Origin of the sequence: Noviherbaspirillum autotrophicum, assembly GCF_000818395.1 — a bacterium.
Classification (GTDB): domain Bacteria; phylum Pseudomonadota; class Gammaproteobacteria; order Burkholderiales; family Burkholderiaceae_D; genus Noviherbaspirillum; species Noviherbaspirillum autotrophicum.
Map to the genome: position 1 here is coordinate 3,976,401 of NZ_JWJG01000028.1, position 14,821 is coordinate 3,991,221.

The 14,821-nt window shown below is 60.5% G+C and carries 10 protein-coding genes; 5 read left to right on the top strand and 5 right to left on the bottom strand.

Annotation, left to right across the window (positions count from 1 at the left end):
* Positions 1-117: 117 nt before the first annotated feature.
* A complete protein-coding gene (gene purT, locus TSA66_RS19750) occupies positions 118-1,329 on the top strand; it encodes a formate-dependent phosphoribosylglycinamide formyltransferase (protein WP_040041227.1) in 1,212 nt (403 codons plus the stop codon).
* The gene (locus TSA66_RS19755; protein WP_052452464.1) at positions 1,326-3,968 is read left to right on the top strand and encodes a sensor domain-containing protein; all 2,643 of its coding nucleotides are present in this window, start codon (positions 1,326-1,328) and stop codon (positions 3,966-3,968) included. The genes purT and TSA66_RS19755 overlap by 4 nt, the downstream gene beginning before the upstream one ends.
* Before the next feature lie 12 nt (positions 3,969-3,980).
* Here TSA66_RS19755 and TSA66_RS19760 read toward each other — a convergent pair whose 3' ends face one another.
* A complete protein-coding gene (locus TSA66_RS19760) occupies positions 3,981-6,413 on the bottom strand; it encodes a penicillin acylase family protein (RefSeq protein WP_040041228.1) in 2,433 nt (810 codons plus the stop codon).
* Positions 6,414-6,523: 110 nt separating this feature from the next.
* Between TSA66_RS19760 and nadB the strand changes: the two genes are divergently transcribed.
* The gene (gene nadB, locus TSA66_RS19765) at positions 6,524-8,125 is read left to right on the top strand and encodes an L-aspartate oxidase (protein ID WP_040042798.1); all 1,602 of its coding nucleotides are present in this window, start codon (positions 6,524-6,526) and stop codon (positions 8,123-8,125) included.
* 83 nt (positions 8,126-8,208) lie between these two features.
* On the opposite strand, the gene nadC is transcribed toward nadB, so the two are convergent.
* Complete coding sequence (gene nadC / locus TSA66_RS19770; protein ID WP_040041229.1) at positions 8,209-9,075, bottom strand: carboxylating nicotinate-nucleotide diphosphorylase; 867 nt, start codon at positions 9,073-9,075, stop codon at positions 8,209-8,211.
* Positions 9,072-10,211, bottom strand: a complete 1,140-nt coding sequence (gene nadA / locus TSA66_RS19775) for a quinolinate synthase NadA (protein ID WP_040041230.1) — start codon at positions 10,209-10,211, stop codon at positions 9,072-9,074. The genes nadC and nadA overlap by 4 nt, the downstream gene beginning before the upstream one ends.
* A 321-nt stretch (positions 10,212-10,532) precedes the next feature.
* Here nadA and TSA66_RS19780 point away from each other — a divergent pair, with 321 nt between their 5' ends.
* Entirely contained in the window at positions 10,533-11,096 is a 564-nt protein-coding gene (locus TSA66_RS19780; RefSeq protein ID WP_040041231.1) for a hypothetical protein, read from the top strand.
* A 42-nt stretch (positions 11,097-11,138) separates the two neighbouring features.
* Here the strand turns inward: TSA66_RS19780 and TSA66_RS19785 are convergent, their stop codons facing one another.
* On the bottom strand, positions 11,139-12,737 hold the full coding sequence (locus TSA66_RS19785; protein ID WP_084199758.1) for an ABC-F family ATPase: 1,599 nt from the start codon (positions 12,735-12,737) through the stop codon (positions 11,139-11,141).
* A 236-nt stretch (positions 12,738-12,973) separates the two neighbouring features.
* Here TSA66_RS19785 and TSA66_RS19790 point away from each other — a divergent pair, with 236 nt between their 5' ends.
* Positions 12,974-13,870, top strand: a complete 897-nt coding sequence (locus tag TSA66_RS19790) for an aldose 1-epimerase (protein WP_052452465.1) — start codon at positions 12,974-12,976, stop codon at positions 13,868-13,870.
* On the opposite strand, the gene ldcA is transcribed toward TSA66_RS19790, so the two are convergent.
* Positions 13,853-14,785, bottom strand: coding sequence for a muramoyltetrapeptide carboxypeptidase (ldcA, locus tag TSA66_RS19795; protein ID WP_040041234.1), 933 nt, complete (start codon positions 14,783-14,785; stop codon positions 13,853-13,855). The genes TSA66_RS19790 and ldcA overlap by 18 nt on opposite strands.
* Between the last annotated feature and the right edge of the window lie 36 nt (positions 14,786-14,821).

Consider the following 14,821-nt stretch of genomic DNA (forward strand, 5'->3'; position numbering starts at 1 on the left):
GAAAATTGTCGCTCTGCCAATATTTTGGCTTGCAAAGTCTATAGTATGTCCACCATGCAATATTGCTCCATTTACAATCCTTAAGAATCTTGTAACAAGTTTGTTACCTTTTATCACATGAAAACACCTATTCGCCTTGGTACGCCGCTCTCGCCCACAGCAGTCAAAGTCATGTTGCTCGGTTCCGGCGAACTGGGCAAAGAAGTCATCATTTCCCTGCAACGCTTGGGCGTCGAAGTGATCGCGGTGGACCGCTATCCAGACGCACCGGGCCATCAGGTAGCGCATCGCTCGCATGTGATCGACATGACCGACGGAGCCGCATTGGCGGCATTGATCGAACAGGAAAAGCCGGATCTGGTAGTGCCGGAAATCGAGGCGATCGCCACGCCTACGCTGGTCGACCTCGAAAACAGCGGCAAGGCCAAGGTCATTCCGACGGCGCGGGCCGCATGGCTGACCATGAACCGCGAGGGCATCCGTTGCCTGGCCGCCGAAGAACTGGGCCTGCCGACCTCGCCCTACCGCTTCGCCAACAGCCTGGAAGAATTGAAGGCAGCATGCACCGAGATCGGTTTTCCGTGCGTGATCAAGCCGGTGATGTCCTCCTCCGGCAAGGGCCAGTCGAAAATCGACGGCCCTGGTGAAGTGGAAAGTGCCTGGAACTATGCGGCGGCAGGAAGCCGGGTCGATGCCGGCCGCGTAATCGTCGAAGGCTTCGTCGATTTTGAATACGAGATCACGCTGCTGACCGTACGTGCCCTGAACGCCGACGGCATCCTCACCACGCATTTCTGCGCGCCGATCGGGCACGTGCAGGTCAAGGGCGACTATGTCGAATCGTGGCAGCCGCATCCGATGCCGCAGTCCGCGCTGGCAAAAGCGCAGGAAATCGCCAGGAAGGTCACCGACAACCTTGGCGGGCTCGGTGTGTTCGGCGTCGAACTGTTCGTCAAAGGCGACATGGTCTGGTTCTCCGAGGTCAGCCCGCGTCCGCACGACACCGGCATGGTTACCATGGCCAGCCAGGTGCAGAGCGAATTCGAGCTGCACGCCAAGGCGATTCTCGGCCTGCCCGTGAATACCGCGTTGCGTTCGCCGGGCGCCTCCGCCGTGATCTACGGCCAGCATGACGCCAAGGCGATCGCATTCGAGGGCGTCGCCGACGCCCTCGCCGTGCCGGGCTCCGACCTGCGCCTGTTCGGCAAGCCGGAATCGTTTTCACGGCGCCGCATGGGAGTGGCGCTGGCAACCGCGGACGATATCGATACCGCACGCCGGCGCGCCAAGGAAGCGGCAGCGAAGGTCAAGCCGATCATGTCCCGATGAAGATCGCGTCGCTGCGTCTCCCCACATCCGTCATCACCGGCGACGAGATTTTTCGCGTTGCCTCGCTTGGTTTATACATCACCCTGCTGCTGCATGTCCTGCTGACAGGATATATGCGGGACATGCAGCTGACAGCGCTCGGCCTGAGTGCGGCGGTCGCGCTCTGCGCCCTGTTCGCGGCGGCGCTTACGCGCCACCTACGGCCGAACATCAGCCAATTCGGGCGCGGCCGCATGCTGCTCGAATTGTTCGCCGCCATCTTCGTCGTGACCGCTCTCTCGCTGCAACAGGGTATGCCCAACCTGCCCCTGCCCTGGCTGATCGGAATGGCTGGCCTGTTTCCGCTCGCGCTGGAAAGCATGCTCGGCCTGGCGGCGACTTTCGCCATCGCACTCATCGGGCTCGCCATGAACATCACGCTGGACGTGCAGCCGGTCGACTGGCTGCCGCAGACGTTCGCGACGATGTTCGTCGGAATTTCAGCGATTTTCCTTTCAACTGCACTGGACCGCGGCCTGTCGGCCGTCCAGCAAGCGCACGCCAATCAGCGCCGCTTCAATGCAATCGCGCGCGCGACGCGCAACGCATTCCTGATTACCGATATCCGCTACAGGATCAAGTTTTCGAATCCTGCCTTGCAGGACGTCATCGGCTACTCCCCGGAAGAGTTCGACCGATTCGGCATCCATCCGCTCGCTCATCCCGACGATGTGAAGGAACACCACCGCAAGTTGCGCTATCTGCGCGACACGCCGAAGAGCAGCATTTTTTCCCGCCATCGCATCAAGCACAAGCACGGCCACTGGGTATGGGTCGAAACGCGCGGCTTCAACATGCTGCACGACGACGGCATCGACGGCCTGATGTTCAGCATCGAGGATATTTCTGCGCGCAAGGACGCCGAGGTGAAACTGAACGAAGAACATGGCCTGCTGCGCGCCGTACTCGACCTGAATCCGTCGTGCATCTATGCCACCGATACGGAAGGCCGTTTCACGATCAGCAACCTGACTTTCCAGCGCCGCTTCGGCTATTCCTCGGAAGATGAGCTGAGGGGCAAGACGATTCATGATCTGTTCCTGCGCCAAGTGCCAAAGACGCAACAGCGCACCGCGTGCGAGCTTGCAGAACGGCTGTACCAGCTCGACATGCAAGTCATTCGCAGCGGCGTGCCGCAGCAGGACCAGGAACTGCAGGGACTGTGGGATAGCGACCTGCGATCCTGGTTCCGCGTCAACAAGTATCCGCTGCACGATGCGCAGGGAAAAATCGCCGGCATGCTGTGCATCGCACGCGACATCACCGACCGCAAGGAATACGAAATGCGCCTGCAGCACCAGGCCCTGCACGATCCGCTGACCGGCCTGCCCAACCGCCGCTATCTTCTCAAGGCGATTTCCGATGCCATGGCCAAGGCACAGGAAAGCTCGTGCCAGCTCGCGATGCTGTTCTGCGACCTCGACTTCTTCAAGAGCGTCAACGACACGCACGGGCACGACTTCGGCGACAAATGTCTAACCGAAATCACGCGCCGCATCCTGGCGGAGTTGCCGACCCAGGATTTTGTCGCCCGCTTCGGCGGCAATGAATTCGTGGTGCTGGCGCAGGTCGGGATCGACGAAGCCAAGGCCAAGGCCGAATCCCTGCTGCAGGCGGTGTCGCAGCAACTGACCATCGACGACACGGTCGTCAAGATCCAGACCAGCATCGGCATCGCGATGCTCGAGCGCGAGCACAGAAATCCGTCCGAGCTGATTCGCGACGCCGATGCAGCCATGTATCAGGCCAAGGAGCGCGGCCGCAACCGCGCCGAGATCTTCGACGCGTCCCTGCTGTTCAACACCACCAAGCGGGCGCAGATGGATGTCGCACTGCGCTTTGCGCTGGAGCGCAACGAGCTCAAGCTGGTCTACCAGCCGAAAGTATCGATCATCAACGGTGCGGTCAAGGGATTCGAGCTGCTGCTGCGCTGGAATAATCCGCAGTACGGCGCGATTTCGCCGACCGAATTCATTCCCGTTGCGGAAAGCTCTGGCCTGGTGGTGCCGATCGGCCTGTGGGTACTGGAAGAGGCATGCAAGCAGTTGTGCGCCTGGCAGGCCGACTATCCGGAAATGAAGCACATTACGCTTGCCGTCAACGTCTCGATGCGCCAGCTGCTGCAATCGTCGTTCCTAGACGACGTCACCGGCATCCTGGAGCGTACCGGTGTTTCTCCGGGCTTGATCGAGCTGGAACTGACTGAAACCTCGGCGATGGCCAATCCGATGCAGACCATCGAAAATCTGTCGCGCCTGAAGAAACTCGGATTGCGGCTGGCGCTCGACGATTTCGGCACCGGTTATTCATCGCTCGCCTACCTCCAGAAACTGCCGATCGATGTGCTGAAAATCGACAAGGCATTCGTGCAGGGGCTCGACAAAAATCCGGGCGATGCCGAAATCGTGCGCCTGATCCTCGCGCTGGCGCAAACCCTCAATCTCGATACCGTGGCCGAAGGCGTCGAGACCCGGGGCGACATGATGAAGCTGAAGAAGATGGGCTGTTACCTGGCGCAGGGCTTTGCCTTCTCTCCGCCGGTCAATGCCGACATGGCGGGCGAAATGCTGCGCGACGCGCAGCACTATCAGGTAGCCTAGCGCCTTATTGGTTTAGGGCAGGAGCGTCAGCATGCCGAGACGCTCCTTTTCCACTTCCTCGCGTCTGGTTTTCATCGGCACATACGCAACATCCGCCCAGCGCTGCGCGTAGTTCCGATACAGCGGCGACAGTACGTTCCCCGATTGCCCGGTGGAGTGCATGAAGCGGGAATTTTCCAGGTTGGACAAATCGTAGAGCGCGCGCAAGCTGGCCGCATGGTGGTTGACGAACGGCTCCTTTTCATCGCGCAAGTTGTAGCGTCCGACGTTCACGGTATAACTGTCGCCCGGCGATGCAACACGGATATCGAAGAGCGTCGCCAGGCCGCGCACCTTGCTGAACGGCCTGTGCTCGGAAAGCGCCACGTGCGCTTCGCCCCAGCGCCATGCCGCCATGTTGCCACCGTAACGCCGCTCCAGGTCGTTGAGCGCCGTCTCCAGCGATGCCGACAGCACTTCGTCGCAAGTCTGCGCACGGCCTGCCTCGCCTCCGGTGACGTCAGCGCACCACTTTGCCATGCCGTCCTTGTTCTGCAGCGCCAGCACCATCGGGCGATGCGCGTTGCGCAAGTCCCAGTAATCCTTCATCAGTCCATCACCGAGTTCGTCGGCAAAGATTCGGTACGACGCTGCGCGCAGCCAGGCATTGAAGATCAGCGGTTCACTGCGCCCGGCATCCATTGCGCCGTTCCAGCCCGCCAGCAAGGCAAGCGCCGCTTGCGCGCGCTGCGATTTTGGCGCCGTCTTGCGCAAAATCGGCAGCAGTTCCTGCGCCGCCAGCGACACATCATCCTTCTGCATCGCCGCGAAGCTCTCGATGCCATGGCGCGGCGTCGCGTCGAGCAGTTCACCGATGCGCACGGCCCGGTACGGCAGCGTCCATTCGCTGGTCAGAAAATACGGGTAATCGTCTGCCACGATCTTCTGGTTGGCGGTGACGATGCGTTGCGCCGGCGGGTTGAACTGGCGCGGCAGCGCATCGAACGGAACGAAGCCCGCCCAATCGTAGCGCGCATCCCAGCCGAGGGCGGGAGCAAGCCCCTTCAAGTCGTTTTCCGGCTTGCGCACCGGCACGCGCCCGGGCGCCACGAAACCGATATTGCCGTCGATGTCTGCATACACCATGTTCTGCTGCGGCGCGCTGAAATCCTTTGCCGCATCGAGGAAACCCTCCCAGTTGCGTGCGCGATTGAGCTTGATCCCCGATTGCAGGGTCAGGTCGTCCGGGCGCAATGCGGTCCAGGCAAATGCCACCGCGTAGCGTTTCGCGTCGAGCGCGGCGCGGTCCATGATCGGCAGCACGCCGCTGATCACGGGGCCATGCCTCGTTTCCCTGACTTCCAGCGTCACGTCCGGCTTGCCCTTGACCTTGATGATTTCGGTACGGGTGGTGAAATCGGCCCAGCCGTCCGGCGTCTGGTATTGCCTGTTGTTAGCCGGGTGAATCCGCTCGATATACAAGTCCTGCACATCGGGCCCGGTATTGGTGAAGCCCCAGGCAATCCTGTCGGTGCGCCCGAGCACGACCGTCGGAATACCGGGAAGCGTCGCGCCAATTACGTTCATGCCCGGCGCCGACAGATGCGCAAAGTACCACAGCGCCGGGGCGCTCAATCCCAGATGCGGGTCGTTGGCCAGCAAAGGTTTTCCGGTTTGCGACAATGCGCCCGCCACGACCCAGTTATTGGAACCCATGCCATCGACATAGGATGGCGGTGCGATCGAAGCGACAGCGGCAAGCTGCTCGCTAATCCCCGCCAGCTCCCGGTACAGCTTAGTGTAATCCCGCGTCGGCAGCACCGTCTCGCCCGGGTACGGCGGAAGAAACTCGTTGATCTGCTGCAGCGACAATCGCTGCGCCAGACGCATGCGCAGCAACTCCTGCGTCCAGTTCGCGCCCAGGTCCCAAGCCATCATGGTTTGCCAGCCAATCGAATCGGCAGGCTGCCACAGTTCCGGCGCCGGCGCGCCAGTGAGCAGGAATTCCGGCGGCAAGACGTCCTTGCGCTCGGCCAGATATGCATTCACGCCATGCGCGTAGGCATCCAGCATGGTTCTCGTTTCCGGCGAAAGATTGGAATAAATCCGCTCGGCATTGCGCCGCACGCCGAGCGCCCTTAAGAAACGATCGGCATTTACAGCACTTTCACCCAGGATTTCCGCAAGCCTACCGGCAACGATGCGTCGGTTCATTTCCAGTTGCCACAGTCGATCCTGCGCATGCACGAAACCGAGCGCGAAATAGGCATCCGAGGCAGACTTGGTGTAGATATGGGGAATGCCTTCCGCATCGCGCACGATTTCGACCGGCGCATTCAAGCCCGCGAGATGCAGCTTGCCGTCGATCTGCGGCAAACTGGCGCCGCGGTACCAGAACGCGGCAATTACCAGCAAGGCCAGCAGACCGGCAACGGCGATGGCAACTTTTTTAAAAATTCCAGTCATACTATTTTTATCCCTGAAATGGTCACTTCCCAAACCGCCCGGCCAAGAGCAGGAGGTTGCTAAGTGGTAAGATGTCGCCTTGTGTAATGGATACGCAAAAGAATTATCTTATGAAATTCGATGTCGCAATCGTCGGAAGCGGGCTGGCAGGATTGTCGGTCGCGCTGCATCTTGCGCAAACCCGCAAGGTGGTCATCATTTCCAAGCGCAGCCTGCTTGATGGTGCGAGCAACTGGGCGCAGGGAGGCATCGCAGCGGTGCTCGACTCCGCCGACAGCCACGAACAGCATATTTCCGACACTTTGATCGCGGGCGCCGGCCTGTGCGACGAGAGCGCCACGCGCTTCATCATCGAGCACAGCCGCGAAGCCATCGAATGGTTGATCGAGCAAGGCGTGCCCTTCACCCGCGATCCAAAGGCGGAACTCGGTTTCCATCTCACGCGCGAAGGCGGGCATAGCCAGCGCCGCATCATTCACGCGGCCGACGCCACCGGGCATGCGGTCCAGGTCACCCTGGAGCAGAAGGCGCGCTCGCATCCCAACATCACCATCCTGGAGCATCATTTCGCGATCGACGTCATCAAGTCGGACCGGCTCGACGCCAACGTCAGCACACCCTCCTGCGTCGGCCTGTACGTCAAGGACGTCACCACCGGCAAGGTGATGACGCTGGCCGCCGATCACACGGTGCTGGCGACCGGCGGCGCCGGCAAGGTCTATCTCTACACCACCAACCCCGACACCGCGACCGGCGACGGCATCGCGATGGCGTGGCGCGCAGGATGCCGCGTCGCCAACATGGAATTCATCCAATTCCACCCGACCTGCCTGTACCACCCGTACGCCAAGTCTTTCCTGATCAGCGAAGCGGTGCGCGGCGAAGGTGGCGTGCTGAAGCTGCCGGCGGGCGCCGGCGCCGGTGCCGGCAAGCGCTTCATGCCCGAACACGACGAACGTGCCGAGCTGGCGCCGCGCGACGTGGTGGCGCGCGCGATCGACTTCGAAATGAAAAAGCGCGGCCTTGACTATGTCGAACTCGACATCAGCCACCAGCCACCGGAATTCCTCAAGGAGCACTTCCCAACGATCCATGCACGCTGCCTGGAACTGGGCATCGACATCACGACGCAGCCGATTCCGGTCGTGCCGGCGGTGCACTTCACCTGCGGCGGCGTGGTCACCGACATGTTCGGCCGCACCGACCTGCCCGGCCTGTACGCGGTCGGCGAAACCGCCTATACCGGCCTGCACGGCGCCAACCGCCTGGCCAGCAACTCATTGCTGGAATGCCTCGTGGTGGGACGCGCGGCCGCCAAGCATATCGAGCAGCAGCCGAAGCAGAAAGCCATCCCGCTACCCGCGTGGGACGAAAGCCGCGTCACCGACGCCGACGAGGAAGTCGTCATCGCCCACAACTGGGACGAGCTGCGCCGCTTCATGTGGAACTACGTCGGCATCGTGCGCACTACGAAACGCCTGGAACGCGCGCAGCACCGGATTCGCCTGCTGCGCGAAGAAATCTACGAGTACTACGCGCATTTCCGCATCACGCGCGACTTGCTGGAGTTGCGCAATCTGGTGGACGTGGCCTCGATGATCGTGGAAAGCGCCCTGTCGCGCCGCGAAAGCCGTGGACTGCATTACAGCCAGGATTATCCGGAGACCCTGCCGAAGGCGTTGCCGACGGTGCTATCGCCGCCGCCACGCTAACCTCGTCTTAAGGACAAAAGGCCGCAGCACGTCGATGAACGCGCTGCGGCCTTTTTAATTGCCGCGTCCAAAAGAAAAGAACTTTATCCGATAATGCGCAATGAATAATCGGTCGCCCGCACATCCTTGGTCAGGCTGCCGATCGAGATCCGGTCGACGCCGGTTTCGGCGATATCGCGCACCGTCTTCATGTTGACGCCGCCGGAAGCCTCCAGCAGCGCCCGTCCGCCCGTCATCTTCACCGCCTCGCGCATCATCTCCAGCGTGAAATTATCGAGCAGCACCGAAGTCGCGCCTGCTGCCAGCGCCTCTTCTAGCTCAGCCAGGTTTTCCACTTCGACCTGGATCGTCACGCCGGCATTCAGGCCTTGCGCAGTACGCATCGCCGCGGTTACGCCGCCTGCTGCGGCGATATGGTTTTCCTTGATGAGAATGCCGTCATACAGGGCCAGGCGCTGGTTCTGCCCGCCGCCGACGCGCACCGCGTACTTCTGCGCCAGGCGCAGCCCCGGCAGGGTCTTGCGGGTATCGAGGATCGCCGAGCGCGTGCCCCTGATCGTGTCGACATACTGGCGGGTGGCCGTCGCCACGCCGGACAGCAGCTGCAGGAAATTCAGCGCGCCGCGTTCCGCCGTCAGCAATGCGCGCGCCGGCGCATCGATGATGCACACTTCGCTGTCGGCGCGCATCAGGTCGCCTTCCGCGTAGCGCCAGTCGATGCGGATACGCGCGTCGAGCTGCACCATCACGCCCTCGAACCACGGCGCGCCGCACAGCACCGCCTCTTCACGCACGATGACGCGCGCCTTCACCCACTCGCTTTCCGGCACCAGCAAGCCGGTGACGTCGCCGCTGCCGACGTCTTCGGTCAGCGCCGCCTGGATATTCGCCTCGAAGGCCGCCTTCAGCGCCGCGTCGAATGGCGCAAATGTATTCTTCAGTGTGCTCATGCCGGTCCGATCCCCGCAAATAGTTTCTGTTCTTTCGCCAGGTCGCCCGACGGGCGCACATTGGCCTTGCGCTGCGCGGCAAACGCGAGCATGCGGTCAATGCATACATATGCCTTGCGGCCGATTTCCGGATCGACGTGTATCTCGTTCTTCCCTGTTTCCAGCACCTCAGCGAGATTCTGTAAGCCGTTCATCGCCATCCACGGGCAATGCGCGCAGCTCTTGCAGGTGGCGCTGTTGCCTGCGGTGGGCGCATCGATGAAGCGCTTGCCGGGCGCAGCCATGCGCATCTTGTGCAGGATGCCGTTGTCGGTGGCGACGATGAATTCGGTTGCATCCAGTTTTTGCGCCGCGGCGATCAGCTGCGAGGTCGAGCCGACCACGTCTGCTTGCGCCACGACCGATTCCGGCGACTCCGGATGCACCAGCACCTTCGCATTCGGATGTTCCTTTTTCAGCAGCTCGAGTTCGATTCCCTTGAACTCGTCGTGCACCAGGCAAGAGCCCTGCCACAGCAGCATGTCAGCCCCGGTTTTCTTCTGGATGTAGCTGCCCAGGTGCTTGTCCGGCGCCCACAGGATCTTCTTGCCCTGCGCATGCAGGTGCTCGACGATTTCCAGCCCGATCGAGGATGTCACCATCCAGTCTGCGCGCGCCTTCACCGCGGCACTGGTATTGGCGTACACCACCACGGTACGGTCCGGATGGGCGTCGCAGAATGCCGCGAACTCGTCGGCCGGGCAGCCCAGGTCGAGCGAACAGGTGGCATCCAGGTCGGGCATCAGGATGGTCTTGTCCGGGCTCAGGATCTTTGCCGTCTCGCCCATGAACTTCACGCCCGCCACCACCAGCGTCTTGGCTGGATGATCGCGACCGAAGCGCGCCATCTCAAGCGAATCGGATACGCATCCGCCGGTTTCCTCGGCCAGATCCTGAAGGTCCGCATCGACGTAATAGTGCGCCACCAGCACCGCCTCCTTTTCCTTCAGCAGGCGCCGGATGCGCTCCTTCAGCTCGGCCTTTTCGGCAGGCGTCGGGGCAGCCGGCACGCGCGCCCATGCATTGGCGGTACAACTGGTTCCCGCCTCCATTTGCGGGCGCTCGAATTCGACGGTTTTGATGGATTGAGTCTGCATGGTATTAAAACGATTAATCAAATTGCAATGCCTAGATGGCAATACGAAATTGCTGTTGGCGCCGCCAAAGAATCAGTATGCCCGATAAAACCGAACTTGGGGATCAAGGGAAGTATTTCAAGTGATTCGTATCCACAACGGCGCAAATGGATTCCCAAAATATATTTACGCACAGTCAAATAGATTGCATACTAAGTTGAGGATCATCAACAACTTGCGCCGGTATTTCTCTATAACTAGCCAATTCTAAACGTTGCCTGTAAGAATTAACAAATCCATACAATCAGGCACCGGAGTTTTCTTGTAGTGGAAGTGGAGACTATGATTAACACAGTTTTTGACAAGACGGACAAGGGCCGCGAAGAAATTGCGACGCGCAAATACCAGCTTGCGCCACGCTTGCGTACCCTGCTGGTCATGATCGATGGAAAGCATACCGGCGACGATCTGCTCAAGAAAGTGTCCAGCCTGGGTTTGTCGGAAACCAGCCTGGCTGAACTGGCCGATCAGGGGTTCATCCAGGCCGCTGTTCCCGAGCAGGCGCCGGAAGTAGTGTCCGCGCCGCTAGAGCCTCTCGTCGCCACTGCCGCCGCTTCCGAGGCGCCCCTGCCGGAAGGGCAAAACCAGTTTCAGGCCATTTACCATTTCTACACGCAGACCATCAAGAGCATGATCGGTTTGCGCGGCTATGCCTTGCAACTCAAGGTTGAAAAGGCTGGTTCGATCGAGGAATTCCGCGCATTGCGCCTGCCTTACCTGGAAGCCGTGCTGAAAGCGAAAGGCGACGAAGCTGCCCGCAGCCTGCGCCAGCGGCTCGACCAGTTGCTCTACCTGGGCGAAAGCGCGCCGGCCGATACCATTCCCGCGCAGCCGGCAGCCGAGTAGCGTGCAACCGCGCGACAGGGCAAGCGCGCCCTGCCGCACCGATTATTCGATGCCCTGGCTGGCCAGATACTCTTCGTAGTTGCCGTGGAAGTCGATCACTTCGCCATCCTTCACTTCGAGGATGCGAGTTGCGAGCGACGAAACGAATTCACGGTCGTGCGACACGAAAATCAGCGTACCGGCGTACTTGTCCAATGCGATGTTGAGCGACTCGATCGACTCCATGTCCATATGGTTGGTCGGCTCGTCCATCAGCAGGACGTTATGGCGGCCCAACATCAGCTTGCCGTACATCATGCGGCCCTTCTCGCCGCCCGACAGCACCTTCACCGATTTCTTCACATCGTCGCCGGAAAACAGCAGGCGGCCCAGGATCGAGCGCACCGCCTGGTCGTCGTCGCCTTCCTTGGTCCACTGGCCCATCCAGTCGGTCAGGTTTTTGTCGACCGCAAATTCCTCGGTCGGGTCCTGCGGCATGTAGCCGACGTTGGCATTCTCCGCCCATTTCGCGTTGCCGCTGTCCGGGTGCAAGCCGCACAAGTCGCCGCCGATGCAGCGCAATAGCGTGGTTTTACCGGCACCATTGGCGCCAATGATGGCGATCTTTTCACCCGCATCGACCATCAGATTCAGGTTCTTGAAAATCGTGCGGTCGTAAGCCTTTGACATGCTCTGCACTTCGACGGCCTGACGATGCAACTTCTTCTCCCCTTCGAAGCGGATGAACGGTTCCTGGCGGCTGGACGGCTTGACATCCTCCACCTTGATTTTTTCAATCTGCTTGGCGCGCGAAGTAGCCTGGCGCGCCTTCGATTTGTTGGCCGAGAATCGGCGCACGAATTCCTGCAACTCCGCCACCCGCTCCTTGGCCTTCGCATTGGCGGCCATCTGCTGCGCGCGCGCCTGCGACGACGCCAGCATGTAGTCGTCGTAATTGCCCGGGTAGATCTTCAGCGTGCCGTAGTCCATGTCGGCCATGTGTGTGCAGACCTGGTTCAGGAAGTGGCGGTCATGCGAGATGATGATCATCGTCGAGTTGCGCTCGTTGAGTACGTCTTCCAGCCAGCGAATGGTATTGATGTCGAGGTTGTTGGTCGGCTCGTCCAGCAGCAGGATGTCCGGATTCGAGAACAGCGCCTGCGCCAGCAGCACGCGCAGCTTCCAGCCTGGCGCGACGTTGCTCATCGGTCCCTGGTGCTGTTCGATCGGCACCCCCACGCCCAGCAGCAGCTCGCCCGCACGCGATTCGGCGGTGTAGCCATCGTACTCGGCGAACTTCGCTTCGAGATCGGCGGCACGCATGTAGTCGTCGTCGGTCGCGTCCGGGTTGGCATAAATGGCGTCGCGCTCGGTCATTGCCGCCCACATTTCAGTGTGGCCCATCATCACGACGTCGAGCACGCGCTTGTCTTCATAGGCGAACTGGTCCTGGCGCAGCTTACCCAGGCGCTCATTCGCGTCGAGCATGACGGTGCCGGAACTCGGCTCCAGATCGCCGCCCAGAATTTTCATGAAGGTGGACTTGCCGCAGCCGTTGGCGCCAATCAAGCCGTAACGGTTGCCGTCGCCGAATTTGACGGAAATGTTTTCAAACAGCGGCTTGGGGCCGAACTGCATCGTGATATTTGCGGTGGAAAGCACTGAGTAAAGCCTCTTGCAGAATAGATTTTGGATAACCGTCTATTTTACCATTCCAGGAAGCGGCAGGACTTTGCGCTGTACCGGCAATGCTTCAGCAGGTTTGCCGCACGATAACGCCGACGGCAATTGGTCTGTTCCAATAGCAATTGGAACAGGAAGCGCTGGCGAGAGGTCTATTTACGCTAACCATATTGCCAGCTTATCGGCCAATCTCTTCCGTGGATGGGCGCATTGCCATGACAGCCGACATTATCGTCCTTGAATCCGAAAAGCAACGCTTGCAAGTGGCCCCGGAAATGGGTGGCAGTGTGATTGACTGGGACTGGAAACCGCAGCATGGATGGACGCCGCTCTTTCGCGCATGGGACGGCGTGTCCGTCGACCGTTATACGGTCGCCTGCTTCCCGCTGGTGCCATGGTCGAACCGCGTTACGCATGGCGGCTTCGAGCATGAAGGCACCTTCTACCCGATTCCTGCCAACCGCAGCGAAGAGCGATATCCGATTCATGGCGACGGCTGGCTGCAGGCCTGGCAAGTGGCGGAGCGCAGCAACAACCATGTCAAGCTGGTACTCGAATCGCGCCATTTCGACGGTAATCCATACCATTACCGCGGCACTGAGACCTTCCTGCTTTTGCCCGACGGCCTGCAAATCGACTTGACGGTCACCCATTTGGGGCAACAGACACTACCTTACGGCCTCGGACTGCATCCTTACTTCCTGCGCAATGCGGCAACCCGGCTGCGTTTCAAGGCCGAGGGTGTCTGGCAAGCCGATACCGATTCGATACCGACCGGCCATTCGACACACTTCCCCCAAGGCTGGGACTACAATACGCCCGCCTCTCTGGACGGGCCGCTGATCGACAACTGCTATACCGGCTGGAACGGCAAGGCCGTTATCGACTACCCGGACCACGGGATCTCGGTCACGATGGTGATGCCGGATTGCAATGGCTATCTGCTGTTTTACCGCCCCCCCGGCTACGATTACTTTTGCATCGAGCCGACCACCCATCCGATCGATGCCTTCCACATGCCGGATCAGCCTGGCCTGTCTTTGCTGGCACATGGCGACAGCCTGGCCTTGCGAACAAAGTTTCTGGTGGGGCCATCAGCGGGCATGTCTTAGTGCGGGATAGCCGCTCATGGAAAGAATCGCGTTGCGCCCATCCGATTGCAGCCGCGCCTGGCTGCCGACGACCAGTGTCGCCTTGTCGCGGATATGCCCGAACGGCAGCCCCGTCAATACCGGCATGGGCAATTGCGCACGCAAATAGGCGAGCATCGCGCCAAAGTCATAGCCATTGTCGTATGTGCTCAGTCGGTAATTCGAGAAATCGCCGAGCACCAGTGCCTTCTGTCCGAGCAGGCCGGCATGCAGCAATTGCTGCAGCATGCGCTCGACGCGATATGGATGCTCATTCACATCCTCGACGAACAATATGCCGCCCTCGATGCGCGGCATATAGGGCGTGCCGACAAGATGGGTCAGCATCGTCAGATTGCCGCCCCACAGAATGCCGGACACGTCCAGCGGCGGATTATCATCTGCATGGAAACCGATTTCGTACGACGGCTGGCTCACGCATTGCCAGAACTGCTGCAACGTATAGACACTTGCTTCCTCCCGGGTGAAATCGTCGCAAACCATCGGCCCGGCAAAACTGATTGCGCCTTGCTGCGCCAGCAACCCCATCTGCAACGCAGTAAAGTCGCTATGTCCGACAAAGAGTTTCCCGCTTGCTGCGAGCATCCTGAAATCCAGTGCCGGCAAGATGCGCGACATGCCATATCCGCCGCGCAGCGCAAGCACGATCTGCACCTCGGGATCGACGGCTGCAGCATGAATCTGCCGCAACCGGCCCTCATCGGTAGCGCCAAAACGTTCATGCTTTTGCTGGGGATCATAGTAGTTATGGACGAGGCAGCCCTGCGCCTGCAATCGTTCGATTGCCCGTCCGAGCGCCGCTTCGTCCGGCGCGTAGCCGCCGGGAGCAACTATCGCCACCCCCGTGCCGGCGGGCGCTGTGGTGGAGATAACCATTCGTTTTCGAAAGGAATTGGTTCAGCGAGACGCCAT